The organism is Halobacillus sp. B23F22_5 (genome assembly GCF_043497085.1).
Classification (GTDB): Bacteria; Bacillota; Bacilli; order Bacillales; family Halobacillaceae; genus Thalassobacillus.
This window is the reverse complement of record NZ_JBIEKI010000001.1, coordinates 643,527-665,417: the sequence shown is the minus strand read 5'-3', so window position 1 is coordinate 665,417 and position 21,891 is coordinate 643,527. Positions and strand designations below refer to the sequence as shown.

Here is a 21,891-nt window from a genome sequence, read left to right as displayed (position 1 = left end):
TCGATCACTCCAGGTTAAATCCTTTTGAGGCGAGAAAACCCTTCATATGTTCTCTCCGTTTATCAGCCAAAAAGGCACTCATCGTATTGGACCAGTTGGTATCTTTGTTATTGCTTAGACGCGTTTTATAGTAATCTGCTAACAGCACATCGTAGTCTTCTAATATGGAAGGGTATTTTTCTTCATCATAGCTGTTCTCATGAAGAATCGCTTCAACCGGAAGCCGTGGTTTCACCAATTGAGTTTCATCTGGCACCCCGACAGTCATACCAAAAAGCGGAAATGTCTTATCAGGTAAATTTACTACCTTACTGATTTCTTCCGGGTTGTTACGAACCCCGCCGATATAACAAATGCCATAACCTTGTGATTCTGCTGCTACCACGAAACTTTGTGCAAATAATGCCGTGTCCACTACGGAAACGATAAAGTTTTCAACCGTGTCATGCTGAATTTGTACTCCTTGCTTTTGACACGCATATTCCAGCCGTTTCATATCAACGCAAAATAACAATGTAACAGGGGCTGAATGGATTTGTGGTTGATTTTTGGACAATGTGGCGATTGCTTCTTTCTTCTTTTCATCCGTTATATGAACCACAGAATAGGCTTGAACAAAGTTGGATGTCGCTGCATGTTGCGCCGAATATAATAGTTCTTTTAACGTCTCAGGTGGTATCGCTTCCTTCTTATATTTCCTGACCGATGTATGACTCTGTAATAGATCCAATGTATGACTCAACTTTTCGTCCAAAGTCAAATTGTCATCTCCCCTCTATCCTGATTTATCGCAAGCACTGGCTTAAGCACAGTTTGATTAGAACCAGATTTAAATGCCTGATCAACTTCTGAAAGTGAATATAGAGTTACAACGTGCTCGAGCAACAGACCTTCATATGTTTTTAATAAGGTAAAAGCACGTTCATAATCCTTCGGGTCGCATCCATAACTTGTGATTAGCGGCCATTCGTTTCGTACCAATTCGGTTAAGTAAATCGAAGTCTCTTGTCCATATAAAGCGACAAATACCGCTCTCCCGCCTTTTTTCAAATGCTTCCAACCTGCCTGGACTGCAGCATTGGCACCAGAACATTCAAACACTACATCAGCCTTTTCATCCAGCAATCCCGTTTCTGCTACATGTAGAGTAATGCCAAACACGGAACATTTGGATAAGCGATTGTCATAATCTTTCTCCAAGCCGGATAAAATAACTTTCGCCCTTTTTTGAATGCAGACTAAACTGACACAAAAACCTATAATCCCTGGGCCTTGGATAAGCACAGTGTGGTTCTCGTTAATATCACCGGCCTTTTCTACGGCATGAACAGCAATGGACATTGGCTCGCTAAGAGCGGCGATTTGGGATGATAAGTCTTCTGGATATTCTCTAATAAAACTTGCGTTTGTCTTCACAAATTCTGCCATCCCCCCGTCAAAATGGAGCCCGATCACCTGGTTCCGTTCACAAATAGATTTCCGGCCCTTCCGACAATTTTCACATTTATTACAGTAGTGCATAGACTCAACGATGACGTTCTTTCCTTTTAAGTGGTTGAGTGAAGAATCATATGTTTCGATTACTTTGCCGGAAATTTCATGTCCTAAAATAATTGGTTTCGGGACGAACTCGTACCCTCTTGCATGATGAAACGCATGAAGATCACTACCACAAACCCCACAGTAATCCACCTGGACAAGCACTTCTCCCTCTTTTAAGTGTGGTATTGGTTGCTCTTGCAAAACAATTTCCTGTTTTTGTTCCGTTTTGACTGCTGCTAACATCTATCCACCTACATTCCTAGATAGGCTTTCTTTAGATGTGAATCATTAGCAAGATCTTTCGCGTTTCCGCTCAGTGCCAACCTTCCATTTTCCAACACAAATGCTTTATTGGAAATTTTTAAAGAATGTTGGACATTTTGCTCCACTAGTAGAATCGTAATTCCGGTTTCTTTTATTTCCAGAAGTGTCTTCAGTAGCTTCTGAACCAATATCGGTGCTAATCCTAAGGAGAGCTCATCGATGATCAGCAATTTTGGATTGGCCATCAGTCCTCGAGCGATGGCACACATTTGCTGTTGGCCGCCACTCATATCTCCTGCGAATTGTTTTTTCCGTTCTTCCAGGACAGGAAATAGATCATATACCATTCCTAAGTTCTTTTTATAATCTTTCTTCGCCCGTTTGGAGTAGGCTCCCAGTTCCAAATTTTCCTGGATGGACATGTAATTGAATAGTTTTCTTCCTTCAGGAACTTGAATGATACCCTCTTCGACTATTTCATGGGGATCTTTGTGCTGTATTTCCTTTCCTAAAAAAGAGATACTCCCCCTCGATGGACGTTCTAATCCAGAAATAGCGTTTATCGTGCTTGATTTCCCTGCTGCATTAGCTCCCAGTAAGGCGGCAATTTCACCTTCTTCCACTTCAAAGGAAAGGTCCCATAAAGCTTGTATTTCACCATAAAACAAATCAACATTTTGTAGTTTAAGCAAGGTTTAATTCCTCCCCTAAATAAGCCGTTATCACTTCGTCATTATTTGCAATTTCATCGGGAGTGCCTTCTGCGATTTTTTCCCCATGGTGGACCACTACAATGCGATCACATACATTCATGACTACTTCCATGATGTGTTCAATGAGTAAAATGGTCGTTCCTCTCTCTCTCAGGCTTTTGATAATCGGGAGCATTTCTTTCACTTCGGTCGGGTTTAATCCCGCCATTACTTCGTCCAGTAACAGAACTTCCGGTTGTGTTGCTAGCGCTTTGGCTACTTCCAGCCTTTTCTTATCTGCAATGGTCAGGCTGTTACCGACCAAATCTTTCTTTTTATACAAACCAACCCTGTTTAATATTTCTAAGCTGTAAGCCCTCGCTTCCTTTGCACTCTTTACTTTGTTAAAAGCCCCCACCATCACATTTTCTAAGACAGAAATATTGCCGAAGGGTTTGACCACCTGATACGTTCTGCCGATTCCTTTTTTACAAATGACATATGGCTTTTGACTCGTAATGTCATCCCCTTTAAATAAAACCGAACCAGACGTCACAGGCAGTGAGCCAGATATCAGGTTGAAGAGCGTAGTTTTTCCAGCACCATTCGGCCCGATGATTCCGACAATTTCTTGTGAGTTGACATCAAAATTCACGTTATTCACTGCTTTTAGACCACCAAAATGTTTGGAAACGTCCTTAACCTGTATAATCAAAATTTTCTTCCTCCTTTACAGCCGTCTTTTTCTTCGCTTTTAATTTACCTGGTATCTTTTTCAAAATAGGTAATAAACCATTTGGCATAAAGGAAACGATCAATACAAGGATAATTCCGTAAGCGAAGTAGTTCATTCCACTTAATTCCGGAAAAGAAGCACGTAATATTTCATTCAGCGGAATGATGATACATGCACCAAGAAGCGGTCCATAAATCGTTCCCATCCCTCCGATGATAGCGATCAGAGCAATTTCGATGGAAAAGTTCAAATTAAAAACAGAATTCGGTTCAAAGAACAACATGTATTGGGCATATATGACACCCGCCACACCAGTCAACCCTGCACTTAAAATCATTGCGAGCATTTTATATTTCGTTACATTAATCCCTAACGTTTCTGCACTATCTTCATCTTCACGAATGGCTTTCAAATAGTAACCGATTTTTGTTTTATCTACCCAAATCACCACAGCTAAACTGATCAGGAACAGCACAAATGCAAGATAATAATAGGAGCTGTACTCCCTGAAAATCAGATTGGCAAAATTGGGATCAAAACGGATATTGACCCCTGAAGCTCCATTGGTCAGATCTCTCCAAAACAAGGTGATATGTCGGATAACTTCTGCAAAGGCTATGGTTGCCAAAGTAAAATACGGCCCTTTTAAGCGGAATGTAGGCCAACCGATCAATACCCCTACAGCAATGGACAGGGCAGCAGCAATGAAAAAGCCGAGCCATGGGGACAGTTGGAAATTTAAATACAGCAGGGAAGAAGTATAGGCACCTAAACCGAAGAAGATGGCATGTCCCAGTGATAGCTGCCCGCCATATCCTCCGAGAATATTCCAGGCACTGGCAAGGGCTGCAAATAAAAAGAGTAATATCAAAATATTCAAGTGAAAGTTATTATTAACACCCAATGGTAATAGTAAAGCCACAACCCCTAAAAGAAGCAGGTACTTATTTTTTCCGAGTATCGACATCATTTCAGACCAACCTCCTCTGCGCCCTTCCCAAGGCTAAAGATGCCTGAAGGACGGAGTAGCAACACTAAGATGAAAATAACAAAGTAAACGGCTTCTTTTAGCCCAGGAGAAACTAATACTCCGGCCAATGCCTCTACCAGGCCAATAATTAATCCGCCATAGAATGCACCAAACATACTTCCCATTCCACCCAAAACGACAACAACAAAGGCAATGAGTACAAAGGAAGTTCCTATCGTCGGATAAACGGAGTAAATCGGCATCAGCATGGCCCCTGCCAGCCCAACCAGCGCAGAACCAATACCAAAAGCTAATAAGTATATCCTTTTTACGTTTACCCCCATTAAATAGGCTGCTTGTTTTTGCATGGCAACGGCACGGATTGCCTTTCCAGTCATTGTCCGTTGCAGGAACAGGTACAAGCCTGTAGCTACTAGAATAGCCACCCCAAAAGCTGCTAATCTAGGAATACTGATGGCCAGGCTGCCAAGTTGAATAACACTTGATTGATAGCTGGTCTGTACCGTAAAGTGATCAGCGCTTAACACCATTAATGCAAGATTTTGAAGCGCTATAGACAGTCCAAGTGTTGCGAATATCTTCGTTGAAGCTGGTGTATCTAATATTGGCTGAATCATAATCCGTTGGATAATCACCCCTAGCAAGAACAGGCAACCGATTACTAAAATGGCTGATATATAAGGATCCAGTCCCATAGTGGCGTAAAAAAGAAAACTGAGGTACATGGCAATCATTAATAATTCTCCATGAGCAAAGTTAATGATTCGTACAACCCCTAAAATCAAATTCAGTCCCATGCTGATTAAGGCATAAATACCTCCTAATAACAGGCCGGAAATAAGCGTTTGCAAAAGCGTCATAATATACACCCCGTTGATTTTAATATCTTTATCAAGAGGAGAGATGGCTCCCCTTGATAATTTTCGTTTCGTCCTATTTAATTTGTGGTTCTTCGACGGCTACTTTTTCTGGCCACACTGTAATCAGTTCTCCATCAACCCATTGATGGACATAAGGCTCACTTTTTACGTTTTGTCCATTATCCGGATTGAACTCCACTCCCCATCCAGTAGCTGTAGTACCAGGCTCAACCGTATAATTCAGGGCAGCTTCTTTTAATTTATCTGGATCTATTTCGCCAACCTCATCAATGACTTCAAGGACCGATTTCATCCCCATATAGTTAGCTAATGAGTGGCCGGACCTAGGCTCTTCTCCATACTTTTCTTTATAAAGCTTCAAAAACTCATCCATTCCCGGTGTGTATTCCCGATTGATATTATATTGAGGGAAATCAATGTTCAAAATGCCATTTGCATTTTCCCCAACAGCATCTTGGAAGTCTGCCATCGTATGACCTCCACCTGATCCAATAAATACAGGTACTTCTAACCCTAATTCCTCACCTTGTCTTTCCAGCAAAATCGCATCGTTCATATAAGAAACAGCGATCAATACATCTGGATTGCTTTCTTTGATATTCAAGACGACGGAACTTAAATCATTAGTTCCTGCACTATATGGCTGGGATGTTACAATGTTGATTCCCTCTTCTTTAGCTATTTTCTTAGCCTCCTCAGCAATCGTTGAACCATATGCTGAATCTTCATGGGCAATCGCTACCCGCACATCCGAAAGGTCTTTGCCTAGTTTGTCTGCAACCACTTCTTTAATAAAATTCACATGTACTTCCGAGAAGTAGGACGCTGGTGGATTGGTACGTAACACATATTCATATTTACGGTCGGTGATAGAATCAGATACTGCCCCAAGTTCCCAATATAATACTCCATTTCTTTCTGCTACTTCACTTGCCGCAAAGGAGATAGAGCTGGAATATGAACCAACAATCGTATTAATACCTTTTTGATTAATGAGCCGGTTGGCTTCTGCTTGTGCAGCATCAGCGTCTACGGCATCTCCTTGAACCAGTTCAATTTTCTTCCCTCCAGCGACACCTCCATTTTTGTTCGCCTGTTCGACAGCCAACTTAACCCCTCGAAAACTCTCTTCTCCCAAGAGTGCTAAATCACCGGATAAAGGGAACAATGCACCGACCTTTAAGGTATCTGAATCTGACCCCCCTCCACTTGCGCTGGATCCACAAGCGGTTAATATCAAGAGAAATGCTATCATTAAGACACTAGTAATTTTTTTCATTACTTTAAGCCCTCCTTTTTTAGTTACCTTCAAGATTGAATAACGGTTCCTCAACAGCTACTTCCTGCGGCCAAACAGCGACAAGTTCTCCATCCCTCCATTGTTGTACATATGGCCTGCTCCTTAAGTTTTGACCTGTTTCCGGATCAAACTCTACGCCCCATCCGGTGGCAGTCGTACCAGCTTCAGCTGTATACTTTAAAGCTGCTTCTTTTAATTTATCTGGATCTGTTTCTCCGACTTCATCAAGAACATCGATTAAAACCTTCATTCCCATATAATCAACTAAAGAGTGACCGGACCTTGGTGCTTCGCCGTATTTTTCTTTGTAAAGGTCGACAAATTCTTTTAAGCCAGGTGTAAATTCATCGTTAAAGTTATATTGAGGAAATGCTACATTAAACGTTCCATCTGCATTTTCACCTGCCGCCTCAATGAAATCCAACATGTCATGTCCGCCTCCGGAGCCGATGAAAACCGGAACATCCAGCCCTAATTCCTCGCTTTGTCTTTCTAGTAAAACAGCATCGTTCAGGTAGGAAACCCCAATTAATACATCCGGATCAACTTCTTTCAGGTTTAATATGACCGAACTTAGATCATTGGTTCCTGCACTATACGGCTGAGTGGTAACGATATTTACTCCTTCCTCTTCCCCTAATCTCTTCGCTTCCTCTGCAATCGTTGTTCCATAGGAAGAATCTTCATGAGCAATGGCTACTTTCACATCCTCTAAATCTTTCCCAAGCTTGTCAGCAACAACTTCTTTAATGAATTGAATGTGGACTTTTGATAAATAGGATGCCGGGGGGTTGGTACGTAATACATAATTGTATTTTCGATCGGTGATATTATCTGCTACCGCACCAAACTCCCAATATAAGACACCGTTTCTTTCAGCAACTTCACTTGCCGCAAAAGAAATAGAACTGGAATAAGAACCGACTATCGTCTCTATTCCTTTTTGATTGATCAATCGATTGGCTTCTGCCTGGGCTGCATCGGCATCGACGGCATCTCCTGTTACCAATTCAAGCTTCTTTCCGCCAGCAATCCCACCATTTTTGTTGGCTTCTTCGACGGCTAATTCAACACCTCGAAAGCTTTCTTCTCCTAAAAGGGCTAAATTTCCAGACATCGGGAACAATGCTCCAACCTTTAACGTATCCGAATCAGTCTCACCTCCGCTCGCACTATTCGAGCCGCAAGCAGTTAAAACAAATAAACAGACAATCAGCACTAAACTTGCAAGCCTTTTCATAAAATCCCCTCCACTTTTTTCATTAAGAACTTAGCCATCCACCATCGACATATATGGTTTGACCGGTTATATAGTCAGAAGCTTCCGATGCCAAAAACACGGCCGCTCCTTGCAAATCCTCCACGTTACCGGTCCGCTTTAGCGGGATACGGGATTTCATCCATTCCACCCTTTTTTCGTCATCAAATACGGACTTGGTCATCTCGGTTTTAAAGTAGCCTGGTCCAATGGCATTTGTCACAATACCATCCTCCGCGAACTCCGTAGACAATGCTTTTGTAATTTGGGATACTCCTCCTTTACTGGCTCCATATGTAGTCATATTTTTAAAACCAAGTTCGCTCGTTAAGGAAGCAATATTGATGATCTTTCCGTATTGTTGTTTCTGCATGTGTGGAATGACAGACTGGGCAACAAATAAGACACTTTTCAAATTAATGTCCATGATGAAGTTCCAATCTTCCTCCGTTATCTCCAAAAAAGGCAGCCGTTTATTTGTACCAGCGCAATTTACCAGAATATCGATTTTCCCTTCCTGTTCAACCACCTCTTCCACAAAATATTCAATGGATTCCTTCTCACGTATATCAACCACGGAATAATAAGCTTTCCTGGAAAACTCTTCGACTTCTTCTTTAACCTGCTTTAATTCAGATTCGGTTCGACTGGTAACTGCTACATTCGCTCCAGCTTCTGCCAGAGCTAAGGCAATGGATTTTCCGATTCCTCGACCACCACCTGTTACGAGTGCGGTCTTGCCAGTAAGGTTAAATTGCTTCAACTTTTGCACCTCCAATTGAACTTTTGTAAATATCAATCACATCTTCATAAGACGTTTTCCTTGGATTGACAGCGATGTTCCCACTTAACAAAGCATCATTGGCCATTTGATCCAACCGGGAATGATCCACATCAAACTCTGCCAGATTACCAGGGATGCCAATATCTTTTGATAGTTTCTTCACAGCTGTCACCGCTGCATCCGCTCTTTCCATGAGTGTCAACCCTTCCAGGTTCTCTCCCATATCTTCGGCGATATCACTAAATAACTCTGGAACCGCCAATGCGTTAAATTCCATAACGTGTGGTATCAATATCGAATTTGCAACTCCATGGGGAACACCGTAGATGGCACTTACAGGATGACTAAGTGCATGACAATTTCCTAATCTTGTATTATTGAAGGCCAGCCCAGCAAGCAGACTCCCCATTAGCATATTATCTCTGGCATTCATGTTGTCTCCGTTGTACACAGCCTGCCTGAGGTTTGCACTTATTTTTCGTATTGCTTCTCTTGCAAGCGCTTTCGATATTGGGCTTGCCATTTTAGATGTATAGGATTCCAGTGCATGGACTAAAGCATCCAGACCTGTAGCAGCTGTAATGTTTGCTGGCAATGACTTAGTCACTTCCGGGTCAACCAACGCCCAATTCGGAGCAATCCCAACTCCGCCAACCGTCAGCTTGTACTCTCTTTCTTCATCAGTAATAACCGTAAACGTTGTAACCTCACTGGCTGTGCCTGCTGTAGTTGGTATGGCAATAAGGGGCAATGTTTCATTGGTGTACTTTCCAATTCCTTCATAGTCGACAATTGATCCATCATTGGTCGCTAACACACTCACTGCTTTAGCCACGTCAATGGAACTTCCACCACCCATGGCGATAATCACATCGGCATGCACCTGCTTAAGCAGGTTTAAGGCATCGTTACAATTGGATATTGTAGGGTTCGGTTGAGTTTCATCATAGATGGTATAATGAAGATTGCTTAGTTGTTCTGTCACCTGATCCACTAACCCCGTTTTTACAATCCCTGCATCTGTAATAATGAGCACATTCTTAAAGTCTTGTTCAGCCAGAATCGTGCCAAGCTGATCAACTGCTTGTCTTCCGTACGTTATTTGTGTTGGATTTTTAAAGAATCCAAAATCATTCATGCTATTATCCTCCTTTTTATGGAATTTTTTTAAAAAGAAACTTCTACTTTTATATCCATGCAATAAGTATGCCAACTTTTTAAATGTGGAAAATTTCGAATATTGTAAGTAATTAAAAAAACTAATCCTTCTGACTAGGCATTTTTAATAAATAGCGGTGTGTAAAAATTACACACTATTTACCAAGTGTTTACTTTTATTCGAATGATATTGTCGTTGCTTCCCGAATAAAAAAGGTTAACCAGCTAAACTGATTAACCTTTATAATCATCTTCTGTTGTTATTAGGCCATGACCCAACCGCCATCGATATTTAATACCGTACCTGTGATATAGTTGGCTTTTTCACTAGCCAGAAATTCGACAGCAGCACCGACATCCTCTGCTTTTCCAAATTTTCCAGAAGCAATTTGAGAAAGAATGAGATTATTTGAATCTGTATCTACTTCATCCATCATTTCAGTTTGTATACGTCCCGGTGCAAGTGCGTTCACAGTAATGCCATATGGAGCCAACTCTCCTGCAGCTGCCTTTGTAAACCCAATGATACCTGCTTTCGTTGATGCGTAATGCCCGCCTGAAACAGAAATAAAGCTTTTCGCCGCAATTGAGGACATGTTGATAATCCTCCCATAGTTTCTATCCATCATATAGGGAGCAATTGCTCTCGTACAATTAAATGTACCTGTCAAGTTAACGTCTATCACCTGTTGCCACTCAGAGGGATCCATTTCATATATTGGAACTTTTACGCCGTTTCTTTTTGGGGAAATACCAGCGTTATTTACTAATATATCTATTCGGCCATATTTCTGCTTCACTTCATAGACCATAGTATTAATAGATTCGAAGATAGAAACATCACAACAATAAGCTGATGTATAGGAACCTATTTCATTACTGGCTTTTTTAACTAAGGATTCATCCTTATCTACCATCACGACATGTATATGATGGTGTGCAAGCACTTCAGCAATCCCTTTCCCTATTCCACGCGCGGCTCCCGTCACTACCGCTAGTTGATGATTCATTTATTCCCCCTCCCTTTCGGTTAACAATTGGCAAACTCACATATATTTGACCGGTTCATTTTGCTTTTTAGCGATAGCTTCTTTAAAGCCGAGGATAGGTGTTTCCCAAAGTGGTGTATTTACATGAATAACGGATGAAATATCGGATTCTTTCGCAAGCGAGAGCGCTTCTGTCAACTCTTTTTGGTTCCTGGCCCTGTATCCATGTAAACCGAACCCTTCTGATATCCTGGCAAAATCAATCGCAGGGAGGTCGAAATATTCCTTTTGATAATTCAATTTATTCAGCCATTCCATCCATCCCCAGTTTTTGTTATCAAGTACGATCATGGTTACTTTCAACCCATACGCATGTAATGTGGCAAGTTCACCTATGGTATAACCAAAGCCGCCATCTCCAGCTAACAGATATACTTCACCGTTCTCCATAGCTGCAGAAGCTCCAATTGCGGCCGGTACTCCAAAACCTAACCCAGCTAATCCACGAGGCGTCAGAAGTTTCCTTCCTGCCACTTGATGTTTGAAATAAACACCACCCCAGCCACTGGAAAAGCTGGCATCACAAACAAGTATATCTTCGGGTGCCACCACCCGGTTTAAAGTATTCATGACCTGCTGTGGTTTCAGCTCATTAAGGTTATTGCTTTCCAACTCATTTGAAACAAAATCTTCCCAGCCCTGTTTTGCAGTCTGGATCCATTTAAGGCGCACTGGATATTGCGGGGATTTCTCTATCTTCTGTGCAATCTCAAGCATTTCTTTTATCGTATACTTCGCATCCCCTACTAGGCCAACTTCCGTATTAAACACTCGGCCGATTTCTGTTTCATCGATATCTAAATGAATCACTGTTTGATTCGTTGATGGGATCTCCCAGTAAAATGTAGAGTTCTGTCCTGATTTAAAGCCTACCAAAAATACAACATCCGCCTCCTCTGCCAGCCTTTTGGCAGATAAGGTTCCAAGACCTCCTGCTAATCCTATAGACATCGGATGGCCATCAGAAATAATTCCCCTGCCGGTGAAGGTTTGTAACACTGGAAGAGAAAAATGTTCTGCGAAAGCAGTTACTTCCTGCTCTGCCTTAGATAACATAGCTCCACCTCCAACCATCATCACTGGTTTTTCAGCCATAGATAATATTTCGACAGCCTTTTTGATAGATTGCCGATCCGCTATGGGACGATTTCTAGGAAAAGCCCCTAATTCTTGAGGAATTTTAGGAAATTCTCCTTTCCATTCCTGTTGGAATACATCTTCATGAACCGAAAGCACCGTAGGTCCGGGTCTTCCAGAAACCGCCTTCAAAAAAGCATTACGCACCAAGTCAGGCATGGAATTGGCGCTAGTTATTCGTGCTGTCCATTTTGTAAAAGGTTTTACCATTTCCAGTTGATCCATTCCTTGCGCAGCATTCCCACGATCACGCAAGTGCTCCCAATCAAGTGGCAAGTCACTAAACAAAGCAAATATAGGCGTAGAGGAATTGTAAGCCTCCCCCAGCGCAGAAGTAAACTCCGCCGACCCTGGGCCTACAGTCGCATCACAAACGCCAATCTTATTAGTTAATCGTGCATAGGCAACTGCTGCATAAGCTGCACTTTTTTCGGATCGGAACGAAATGTGTTTAACTTTTCCCTCGCTATTGTGTATTCCATCATATAATGGAAGATTTTGTCCCCCCGGCAACCCAAATACCGTATCTACAGTCATCTGTGTATACATGTTCACCAAAGCATCACCTAAATGCATGGCCATTCCTCCTTAAATAAGTAATTTAATTTACACTAAAATTTTTCGCATTCTTATTAAACCAACAACCTCCTTTTAAATTTTTATTCTTAGTTAATGCAATAATCATGCCAACAAGGTTAAAAAACCAAAGCCCATCAGCAAAAGAACATAGATAAACAGATTAATAATAAAAGCAAGGAACCCCGGGACATCCATTTTCTGGATGTCCCGGGGTTCTTTAGCTATCTATTCTTAACGAGCGTTTTCTGCCATTCGTAATGGCACGATTTTGTTTTTGTTCCATGCTTGATCGAAAGCACTGGTCGGAAGATGACGTTGTCCAGGATAAGCACCGATTTCGATCGTAAGTCCTACCCGCTTGAATTCATCAACGAACCAATCGGTATAGCCGCCGCCTGATGGATTGGGCTGCGGGCTTACTGGCTGATAGCCGGTAATCAGGCTGATGTTATCTGCTACACGCTTATCGCGGTCATAGTGGTCATCTGTCTGGTTAAAATACCAGTAAACTACCCTTCCGGCGGAATGGTAAGCAATCGTTGAGCGAGGTCCGGTTTCATACGTGAAACTTGCTAGATGACGAGCTTCTTTAGCCTGCATTGGATAATAGCCTTTGAAGTCCTTATAATACGGTTTGCCACTGCTGTACTTGATGTTTTCCCAGTCTGCCGGGTACTGACGGTTCAAGTCTTCCCCTTTAGCATTAGCCTTCCATCGTGTAAAATCCCTCATTCCGTCATTCATTCTGATAAGATCATTATGAATAGAAGACGGCATTGCATTTAAACCTTGCTGCTGCAGGGTCACACCATCTGGGTTCACCATGGGGACGAACCAGATGGCAACATCGTTGAGCAGCGTTCGAACCTGGAAGCCATTAATCGTCGTGTTGTTGGAATAAGCCTTCGCATATTCTTCTACCATTTTCATGTTAAGTGTCGAGGTCAGCCACTCCCTGGCATGATGGGATCCATTGACTAGAATATTCTTCTCTCCACTGCCCACTTTCACCGCCCATAGTTCTCTGCCATATGGGGAAGTTCCAATAGACTTATAGGTTATCGCTTCAGGATAACGTTCTGCCAATACCTTGATGTCCTTCGTTAATCTTTCATAAGAATAAGTAGTGTCCGAATCAACTTGTGACGCCGAAGCGGTGTTTTCTTTAATTCCCAAACCTCCAGAAAAAACGATTAAAAAAGCGAACAAACTGATAAACAGATTTTTGTAAACCAAACTTTCTCATTCCTCCCTGGTCTTATGATTCGACAAACTTCTATGTTTGTTATCTATTAAACTACCGCATACATTTGCCCATTTCATCCCTATTACAAAATGTTACATAAAATAAATAAAACGAGCTATCCCTCTCCTACTAAGGGAACAGCCCGTATTCACCTTTGCTAATCCATATCCTGTATAAAAAGGACGATAGAAGTCTTATCCATTACTAAGATATGCATCCCCCTGATTACCGGTTAACGCAAAAAAACGGAGCCTCCAGTATCTGGATGCTCCGAGGTGTGGTATTTATTCAACTGGCAGTATTCACTCTTTTGATTTTCCTGATTCCAAATACTAGTGCTGCTATTAGTAAAGCGAACAACAAAATCGGAATACCATAAACAAATGTGAAATAGCTGATTTGACTTTTTTCTTTAGCCACTGGCACGTTAAATTCGTCAGAAGCATTTTTGATATCCTCGGTCGGCAATGCATACACATTACTGTCCTGACTTCCAACAATTAAGGTGTCATTCATAATGATCGGACCTGAAGGAGCCAATGTACCGCCAAGTTTCTTTCGTCCTAATTCTTCTCCCGTTTCTGCATCCATTGCATGGACAAAGCCTTTGGCATTAGAAAAGTAAACGACTCCGTCATCCGCTACTGGTGGTGCTTTCATAACCGTGTTGTTGAACTCCCAGAGCCGCTTGCCAGATTTCAAATCATAGGCATAAAACTTTTTAGTGATTGGACTTCCTACATAAATTTTGCCTTCGTAGATGATGGGAGCACCTGACTTGTTGTTCTTTACAAATTCACCAATGCCAAGACTATCTTCCCAAATTACTTCACCAGTCTTTGCATCCATTGCGTAAATCTTGTGTCTGGGATGCTTTTCACGTTCATTGATGAAGCCTCCTCCACCAAAGAAACCTTTGATAGCTTCTTTGTAGACTTCAACAACACCATCCCGATCGTATACTTGCTTCAAGCGAATCGGGGTTGCCTCTTCCAGAGCTGTTGTCACGACAATCCCTTGGTCTACCGCAGGCGGAACATCATCCAGTCCGGCATAAACGTTTTTAAACTCAGTCTGCCATTTGATTTTGTCTGTAGTAAGATCAACAGAAGTGAAGGCATATGGCAATGGCCCGCTCCCCCCGACGAACAACTGGTCACCAACGATGTTCGGTGATGACATACTTACTGTGTGGCCCAGGTTCACCTTTGTGTCTGACTCACCAGTTTCGGCATCAATTTTATAAAGATGGTCGTCACCTGTAGCAGCATACACATAACCATCTTTGAAGGTTGGGGTAGGCATCACTTCGCCTTTGGTATTAAATTTCCATTTTGTTTCTCCGGTTTCCGCATCTAACGCTAACACACCGCTTTCCTCAGTTCCGCGGGTACCATCTCCCTGGAAGAAACGGTTACCGAATCCAACAAACACTGTACCTTCGTTATAAATCATTTCGGAATGAATCCAGTTAGGGGCCTTGCTTCGCCACAGCTCTTCGCCACTATTAACATCAAACGCAAACAGATCACCAGAATTGTGGTTGCCGACAAACAGTTTGTCACCTGCCACGACTGGTGTAGCACGAACCTCATCTGCTGTTTTAAACGTTTTTGCTTCCAGTGGCTCTACACCTTCCTGATTGTATACCGCATTCTTATCGTCCTTAAGACGATACTCATGCCATGCATCCGGACCAAATGCAGCACTTGCCTGTACGGGTGTTATAAGTAATGAGATAGCCAGGAAGGCTGCCAATAATCCATTCTGCCTCATCTTTCGCATTCTTTTCACTCCTTAATTCATAAAAATATAATGACAAAATATTTACACTTCTAAGTACGGTGCATATTATAGCACATTTTGTCGAGCATCCACATTACAATTTAGTGTTAAGGGTATGGGTATCCAATATCTGGAGGACCTGGAGTGTGAACGAAAACACCCCGGAGACCCACAAAAATTTGGAGGGCTCCGGGGTAGTATTGGTATTAATGCAATTTTTTATAAACACTCTGTACTTGGGAGGCGAATTGATCAATGGAGAAATTGGCTGCTGCGTGATTATGTAATGCTTCCCCGACCCCTTTGAGCTTCCCTTCTTCTTTCCATTCAACCGCCTCTGCAATTGCCACTGCAATTGAATTCTTACTCAAGTCCTGTACCAGCCATCCGTATTCTTCCGAAAGCACCAGCTGTTTTACACCTCCGACGTCGGTGCTGATGACAGGTACTTCCGCCCGGGCCGCTTCGAGTAAAACAAGCGGGAAGCTTTCGCTTTTTGAGGTCAACAGTTCTACATCCATCATCGGCAAAATACGATCGACATCGTTACGGTGGCCGAGGAAATAAATTGCCTCTTCCATGTGCAATTTACTCGCTAGATTCACAAGGTTATTACGTTCTGGACCGTCCCCGACCAGTACCAGCTTACACTTAGGATATTTTTTCAGAACTTCCCGGAAAGCTACAAATGCAAGTGCGTGCTGTTTGACCGGTTCGAGCCTGGCGACCATCACTACCAAAAAGTCGGTCTCCTGAAACCCGAGCTCTTCTCGTGTGTAAGGCCGCTCCATCTGATAATCAAAATCCAGGCCATTCAGTATAGTCGTAATCTTTTCTTGTGGTATAGAAAAATCGAGCAGAACTTTTTTGAACCGCTCCGAAATTGCGATACAGTGGTCAGCCGAGCGAATCGTCCTTTGCTGCAACCGGCGCATCAGGTTGCCTTTCAAACCCTTGCCCATGAAATCATCCCTTGGGTCGCTGTGCACCGTGACGACCCAGGGGATATCCAGCCAGTGCTTCATAGCATGGACAATCACATTCGCCCGGGGGCCATGGGTATGAATGATATCAATATTCTCTTCCTTTATGTAGTGCCTCAGCTTTTTCATTACACGCAAGTCCAGCTGGCGGCTTTGCCGGAACACAACCGTGCGGATACCAAGTTCACGGGCGCGTTTAAGCATTTCCCCTTCTTCACATACCCCGAGGACAAAACTTTCCCGATCGAGTTGGTTGAGAAGGGAAAGGATATGGAACATGCCGCCTCCTGTTTCATTGCCTGCATTTAAATGAAGCACTTTCATTATTGATACCCTCGTTTCTACGGACTTTATTTTTTTCGGATAATATGCCAGAGAAACCGCGGCAGCTGAAGCATTCGCTTCCAGCGGGATGGACGTTTGATCAGCCGGTACAGCCACTCCAGATTCAAACGCTGCCACAACTTGGGAGCACGTTTCATTTCTCCGGCCCAGACATCGAGACTTCCTCCTACCCCCATCAAGAGACCATGGTCCAGTTGCTTAACCGCTTTTGTGATCCATTTTTCCTGGCGCGGGAAACCGAGCGCTACAAATATCAAATCAGGAGTAACGGATTTAATTTCTTCTAATATCGATTCGTCATCATCATCGAAATAACCATGATGATATCCGCAAATATCAAGATTAGGATAAGCCTTTTTAATGTTGTCAGCCGCTTTGTCAGCCACTTTATCTGTCGCTCCCAGCAAATAACATCTCAGTTTTTTCTTATTACCATAGTCTAGCAGCTCAAGCATTAAATCATACCCGGGGATTCGTTCCGGTAACGGTTTTTTTATGATTTTTGAGGCAATAATGATACCGATGCCGTCTGCGACCACATAATCGGCTTCCTGCTGGAGGATGTATTTATATTCCAGGTCTGATTCAGCAGCCATCACGATTTCAGGGTTAGCGGTGACGACGAAGTTTTTCCCTTTGTTATCTAGCGCTGGGTAAAGATGATTTTTCAATAATTCTTCCTGTGTAATATCGATGAATGGAATTCCTTTAATGGAAACATAACTGGTAAATTTATTCATGACAAGCAACCTTTCGCTAAATTTACATAATTTTAGTAAAATGTAATCAAATTATAAAGAAGTGTTTAAACGAGCATAAAATTCATGAGCTACATTATATATGTGTGATAAGAACAAAATAATGATTGGGGTGAGATTTTTGAAACCATTTGATTATCGACTGCTACTTTTACATATTGGGCTGCTGGGGCTGGCGCTTTTATTCCCTTCCCCACTTTTTGGTTATATCATAACAGGAATCATCCTGGTGACAAGTTATTTTTATGTAAAGAATGGCTGGCTTTTCTTACTGGTATTCTTTCCATTACGCCCGTTTCTTACTGAAGTGAATGGAGGATTGCTCTATTTGGGGGATCTGATTATCATCCTCCTTTTTTTCATGACCCTTATCTTTGCTCGACCGTCTATCGAACAATTAAGACGCAACTATCTGTTCACTATCTTTTTCATCCTGATGCTCGGGGTCGGATTCTTTTCCGGTTTATTCACCGGTATATCACTGGTCGCAGGTATCTTCCAGGTCCGTGCCTTTTTAATCATGTTTTTACTTATTTATATTGCAAGTGCATTCCCATGGGAAAAGCGGGATATCAAAGCTGCCATTTCCGTTTCCCTCGCTGTTGCAACCTTGTTGAGTGTCCACGGACTGATCGAAAAAATCTCCTTGCGGCATTGGCTGTTACCTGAAACATGGGAAAACTGGAACCTCGCTTCTGCGAACGCAATGCGAATTTATGGACTGATCGGCAACCCTAATGTGCTTGCTACCTATTTAATCATCGTATTTTTCATGAGCTTTTATTTAAAACCCGATATGATACGCTGGTACAAATTGCTGCCATTCCTTCGGATAGTCATCCTGGGTGCCTTTTTATTGACCTATTCCCGCGGGACGATTCTCGCCTTCGGATTCGGTTTCCTGGTCTTTCTTTTCTTCCAGAAAAAATGGCGCTCTATTGTACCCGTATTCATCTACGGAATTGTGGCATTCGCTCTCATCTACTATCCTGTTGTGACAGCAGTGGATTACATTCAGGAAAGCGGTTTTTTTCAGCAAGAGTCAAATCAGCCTGAAACATCTGAGATTAAGAAGACTACCGAAGAGAGTGCCACTTCGAAGACAAAAAAGCAAAATAACGTGTTCATTGAACGCTTCCAGGAGATGTTCTCCAGTGCCACCTTACAATCCAGCCTTGAATGGGGAAGGTTGTATGTCGTTTTTAAAGGAATCGAAATCTTTCTTGACCACCCTTTCATCGGCACCGGGTTCGCTACCTATGGAGATTCAGCTACGAAAAGCTACCCATCTCCGATTTATGAAGAATATGGGGTGCCGGATAACTTATACACCGATAACCAGTATATCGAGATTCTAGTCGAAACAGGAATAGTAGGTACGTTATTATTTCTCACGTTTCTGGCCTTTTTAATAGGCAAGCTGTTTCGCTATCCCAATTCCCTTATGCGAAATCTCGGGCTTGCCATGACAGCGGCCATGCTTGTCGCTGGATTGTTTTATAATATTCTTGAAGACAAAACATTCACCCTGTATTACTATCTATTGATTGGGTATATAATCAGTATCAACAGTCACAAAAAATTGGAGACATGATTTCATGATACAGTTATCGAAATTAATGAAAGCGTTCGGGATGGTGACTGTCCTGTCAGCGTTCGGGAAGTTATTCGGGTTTGTCCGTGAAGCGCTGATTGCTTCTTTTTTCGGGGCTTCCGGCACTGCTGACGTATTTTTTGTCGCCTTTCTGATCCCCACCATACTGTTCACAGCACTTGGGACAGGCATCCAGGCAGGCATCGTCCCACTTTACATTCAGGAAAAAGAACGAACAGGTGAACAGGCCTCACACCTGCTGCAACGGCTCGGCAGCTTTTTCATCCTGAGTTCAGTTGCGTTGACATTGATCGCTTATTTGCTTGTCGTCCCGTTAGTACATATTTTCGCACCCGGCTTTACAAACGCCCAGTCGGATCTTGCTGTAACCCTGACGATGATCATGCTGCCAAGCCTTGTGTTCATGACTATTCAGTCCCTGACTCAGGGCATCCTTCATTCGAACGAAAAGTTCGGGCTTCCGGCCTGGGCGCCGCTGGTCAACAACCTGGTAATCATCTTGTTTATGTACCTTTTGTATGAATGGATCGGCATACATGGTCTGGCGATCGGGGTGCTTATCGGGAGCGCAATGCAGCTGGTCATCCAGCTGCCCGGACTTCAAAAAGGCGAACGAATATCAATCACCTTCAAGTTTTGGCTGGAATGGAGCACGTTGAAACAGGCACTGAAGCCCTTTATGCCGATCATCATCGCATCACTCGTTGTCCAGTTGAACCTCGTCGTTGACCGGGTCGTGTCCTCATTTCTGGAAGAAGGAAGTGTATCGGCACTGAACTACGGCAACCGTTTATTGTGGTTGCCGCTGAGCATTATTTTGATGCCGATTTCAACGATTTTATATCCTTACTTATCCCGTGTCGCCACAAAAGGCTTTCAGTCATTTATGGATATCTCAAATCAGGGAGTTAAAGCCATCCTCATGCTGGCAATACCACTTCAGGTCGTCATGGTGATCGAAGCGGACTCCCTTGTGCAGTTAGCTTTCGAACGGGGGGCTTTTGATGACAAAGCAAGCATGCTGACGAGCCAGGCGTTTGTCTTTTTTGCTGCCGCTCTGCCATTTTTCGCACTCCGTGATTATTTGATGAACAGCTTCTATGCTTTCAAACTGGCAAAAATGGCAATGTACTCCTGCCTGTTCGGTGTCGGGTTGAATATCTTACTGAGTGTCAGCCTCGCTTACTCGATGGGTGTCGGCGGTGTCGCCCTTGCAACCAGTCTCTCGATGGTATTCCAGACGGTTTTCCTTTACCGCTACCTGGCTAAACAAGCAGTGTCAGGCACCGAAAGGCCGACCCAGCATTTGTTTCGGTTAGCTGGGGTGCTTTTCCTGTTACTTATAGGTTCGGCGGGGCTGCACTGGCTGCTCCCGGAAATGCCTATTCTTTTATCTTTAATCATTACGACATTATTCACATTTATTCTTTACGGACTGTTCTTGTACATCTTTCGACTGTATCCATTACAAAAACTTTTCCCTACCCTTACCAGTAAAGGAGAATCCTGATGAAGATTCTGATCACTACAATTTTCGACTATCCCCATGAAGGCGGCCTGTCTTCCCATATAAGCACATTGAAAGAAGGATTGGAAGAACGGGGTCATACCGTTGATGTACTGTCATTCTCAGACCTTGGGAGCTTAAAGAAAAAACTGTTTGCCCAGGCTCCGGGGTACATTGTCAACCGCTTTAAAAAAGGTCATGGTCAGCTGTTGAATGATTTGCAGCGTAAGAAGCTATTGGAAAAGGCCTTAAAAGAAAAAGCCGGTGACTATGATGTGATCAATTCCCAGGATATTTTCGCAACATTAGCCTCTGCCTCTACAGGTGTTCCAGTAGTTGCAACAGTCCATGGCTACTACGCTTATGAAGCAATCAGCCGTGGTGCCATCCAGCAGGAAACAAATACTGCGGACAAGTATCGAAATTTAGAAAAAGAAGCTTACCAGGCGGCTGACCTGAACGTTACCGTTGATCAGAGGATTCGCGACTATCTTAAAGATACAGCAGATGTTGAAGCCCAGGTGATGAAAAACTTCATCAATACCAAGCGTTTCGACAGGATCGATGTTAATCTGGACGAGCTGAAGCAATCACACGACATCCCGACAGACAGTAAAATGTTATTTGTACCACGCAGACTGACCGAAAAGAATGGAGTCATCTATCCGATTTTGGCACTTCCTGATATTTTAAAACAGCACCCGAACACCATGCTTGTCTATGCCGGGACCGGGGAGCAGATGACGGCAATGAAAAAGAAAATTGCAGAGCTTGGTCTGCAAGAAAATGTACGTCTGCTCGGATCTGTCGCACCTGAAGATATGACTAGCCTCTATCAGGCAGCTGACATCGTATTGATTCCGAGTGTCCACTCCCACGGCGTCGAAGAAGCCACCTCGATTTCTGCCCTGGAAGCTATGGGGTCTGGCACTCCGGTGATTGCAGGAGCTGTCGGGGGTTTGAAGGAAATCATCGACCATGAAAAAGATGGGTTGCTGTTCGGGGACCGGAATGTAGAAGAATTAAGCAGCCACGTCATAAAATTACTTGATCTCCCTCAATTCGGTAAGGAAATCGCAATTAATTCTAAACGAAAAATCTCTGAAAGCTATTCACACCAAGCTGCCGCAGAACGGTTTGAAGCAGTATATAATGAAGCAATTAATTCAAAGATGATCATCGATTGAATCTTAGGTAAAGTCACTTGGAATATTTTAAATAAAGACGTCCAGAGCAAAAAAGCTCTGGACGTTTTTATTTCTTAAAGTTTTCGGGGTATTG

Annotated in this window: 19 protein-coding genes; 3 read left to right on the top strand and 16 right to left on the bottom strand. The window is 42.9% G+C overall.

Translation table 11 applies throughout. The annotated features are described in order from the left end of the window. Nucleotides 1-4: 4 nt before the first annotated feature. The 16 genes from nfsA to ACGTN9_RS03050 form a co-directional block, all read right to left on the bottom strand. Nucleotides 5-742 (bottom strand): oxygen-insensitive NADPH nitroreductase, encoded by a 738-nt coding sequence (nfsA, locus tag ACGTN9_RS03125; protein WP_499590531.1) that lies wholly within the window; start codon nucleotides 740-742, stop codon nucleotides 5-7. Nucleotides 743-756: 14 nt separating this feature from the next. Then, nucleotides 757-1,785: a zinc-dependent alcohol dehydrogenase gene (locus tag ACGTN9_RS03120; protein WP_499590408.1), complete on the bottom strand. Its 1,029-nt coding sequence runs from the start codon at nucleotides 1,783-1,785 to the stop codon at nucleotides 757-759. Between the two features lie 8 nt (nucleotides 1,786-1,793). Further along, on the bottom strand, nucleotides 1,794-2,498 hold the full coding sequence (locus ACGTN9_RS03115; protein ID WP_499590406.1) for an ABC transporter ATP-binding protein: 705 nt from the start codon (nucleotides 2,496-2,498) through the stop codon (nucleotides 1,794-1,796). Beyond that, nucleotides 2,491-3,213 carry an ABC transporter ATP-binding protein gene (locus ACGTN9_RS03110; RefSeq protein WP_499590404.1) on the bottom strand — a complete coding sequence of 241 codons (723 nt, stop codon included), beginning with the start codon at nucleotides 3,211-3,213 and terminating at the stop codon, nucleotides 2,491-2,493. Before ACGTN9_RS03110 ends, ACGTN9_RS03115 begins: the two co-directional genes overlap by 8 nt. Beyond that, a complete protein-coding gene (locus ACGTN9_RS03105; protein ID WP_499590402.1) occupies nucleotides 3,197-4,204 on the bottom strand; it encodes a branched-chain amino acid ABC transporter permease in 1,008 nt (335 codons plus the stop codon). Before ACGTN9_RS03105 ends, ACGTN9_RS03110 begins: the two co-directional genes overlap by 17 nt. Next, nucleotides 4,201-5,085, bottom strand: a complete 885-nt coding sequence (locus ACGTN9_RS03100) for a branched-chain amino acid ABC transporter permease (protein ID WP_499590400.1) — start codon at nucleotides 5,083-5,085, stop codon at nucleotides 4,201-4,203. Before ACGTN9_RS03100 ends, ACGTN9_RS03105 begins: the two co-directional genes overlap by 4 nt. Nucleotides 5,086-5,158: 73 nt before the next feature. After that, a complete protein-coding gene (locus ACGTN9_RS03095; protein ID WP_499590398.1) occupies nucleotides 5,159-6,385 on the bottom strand; it encodes an ABC transporter substrate-binding protein in 1,227 nt (408 codons plus the stop codon). Nucleotides 6,386-6,404: 19 nt separating this feature from the next. Further along, nucleotides 6,405-7,646 (bottom strand): ABC transporter substrate-binding protein, encoded by a 1,242-nt coding sequence (locus ACGTN9_RS03090; protein WP_499590396.1) that lies wholly within the window; start codon nucleotides 7,644-7,646, stop codon nucleotides 6,405-6,407. Nucleotides 7,647-7,668: 22 nt separating this feature from the next. Then, nucleotides 7,669-8,427: an SDR family NAD(P)-dependent oxidoreductase gene (locus ACGTN9_RS03085; RefSeq protein ID WP_499590394.1), complete on the bottom strand. Its 759-nt coding sequence runs from the start codon at nucleotides 8,425-8,427 to the stop codon at nucleotides 7,669-7,671. Then, on the bottom strand, nucleotides 8,414-9,586 hold the full coding sequence (locus ACGTN9_RS03080) for an iron-containing alcohol dehydrogenase (RefSeq protein ID WP_499590392.1): 1,173 nt from the start codon (nucleotides 9,584-9,586) through the stop codon (nucleotides 8,414-8,416). Before ACGTN9_RS03080 ends, ACGTN9_RS03085 begins: the two co-directional genes overlap by 14 nt. Nucleotides 9,587-9,869: 283 nt before the next feature. Then, the gene (locus ACGTN9_RS03075; protein ID WP_499590390.1) at nucleotides 9,870-10,616 is read right to left on the bottom strand and encodes an SDR family oxidoreductase; all 747 of its coding nucleotides are present in this window, start codon (nucleotides 10,614-10,616) and stop codon (nucleotides 9,870-9,872) included. A gap of 36 nt (nucleotides 10,617-10,652) precedes the next feature. Next, a complete protein-coding gene (locus ACGTN9_RS03070) occupies nucleotides 10,653-12,368 on the bottom strand; it encodes a thiamine pyrophosphate-binding protein (protein ID WP_499590388.1) in 1,716 nt (571 codons plus the stop codon). 234 nt (nucleotides 12,369-12,602) lie between these two features. After that, on the bottom strand, nucleotides 12,603-13,607 hold the full coding sequence (locus ACGTN9_RS03065; protein ID WP_499590386.1) for a M14 family metallopeptidase: 1,005 nt from the start codon (nucleotides 13,605-13,607) through the stop codon (nucleotides 12,603-12,605). 298 nt (nucleotides 13,608-13,905) lie between these two features. Beyond that, nucleotides 13,906-15,402, bottom strand: a complete 1,497-nt coding sequence (locus ACGTN9_RS03060; RefSeq protein WP_499590384.1) for an outer membrane protein assembly factor BamB family protein — start codon at nucleotides 15,400-15,402, stop codon at nucleotides 13,906-13,908. A 206-nt stretch (nucleotides 15,403-15,608) separates the two neighbouring features. Further along, nucleotides 15,609-16,847 (bottom strand): glycosyltransferase, encoded by a 1,239-nt coding sequence (locus ACGTN9_RS03055; RefSeq protein ID WP_499590382.1) that lies wholly within the window; start codon nucleotides 16,845-16,847, stop codon nucleotides 15,609-15,611. Beyond that, the gene (locus ACGTN9_RS03050) at nucleotides 16,736-17,470 is read right to left on the bottom strand and encodes a WecB/TagA/CpsF family glycosyltransferase (RefSeq protein WP_499590380.1); all 735 of its coding nucleotides are present in this window, start codon (nucleotides 17,468-17,470) and stop codon (nucleotides 16,736-16,738) included. The genes ACGTN9_RS03055 and ACGTN9_RS03050 overlap by 112 nt, the downstream gene beginning before the upstream one ends. 139 nt (nucleotides 17,471-17,609) lie before the next feature. Here ACGTN9_RS03050 and ACGTN9_RS03045 point away from each other — a divergent pair, with 139 nt between their 5' ends. The 3 genes from ACGTN9_RS03045 to ACGTN9_RS03035 are packed head-to-tail and all read left to right on the top strand — an operon-like array spanning nucleotide 17,610 to nucleotide 21,797. Beyond that, entirely contained in the window at nucleotides 17,610-19,082 is a 1,473-nt protein-coding gene (locus ACGTN9_RS03045) for an O-antigen ligase family protein (protein WP_499590378.1), read from the top strand. A gap of 4 nt (nucleotides 19,083-19,086) precedes the next feature. Then, nucleotides 19,087-20,613, top strand: coding sequence for a murein biosynthesis integral membrane protein MurJ (gene murJ / locus ACGTN9_RS03040; RefSeq protein ID WP_499590376.1), 1,527 nt, complete (start codon nucleotides 19,087-19,089; stop codon nucleotides 20,611-20,613). Beyond that, nucleotides 20,613-21,797: a glycosyltransferase family 4 protein gene (locus tag ACGTN9_RS03035; protein WP_499590374.1), complete on the top strand. Its 1,185-nt coding sequence runs from the start codon at nucleotides 20,613-20,615 to the stop codon at nucleotides 21,795-21,797. The genes murJ and ACGTN9_RS03035 overlap by 1 nt, the downstream gene beginning before the upstream one ends. The last annotated feature ends 94 nt before the right edge of the window (nucleotides 21,798-21,891 follow it).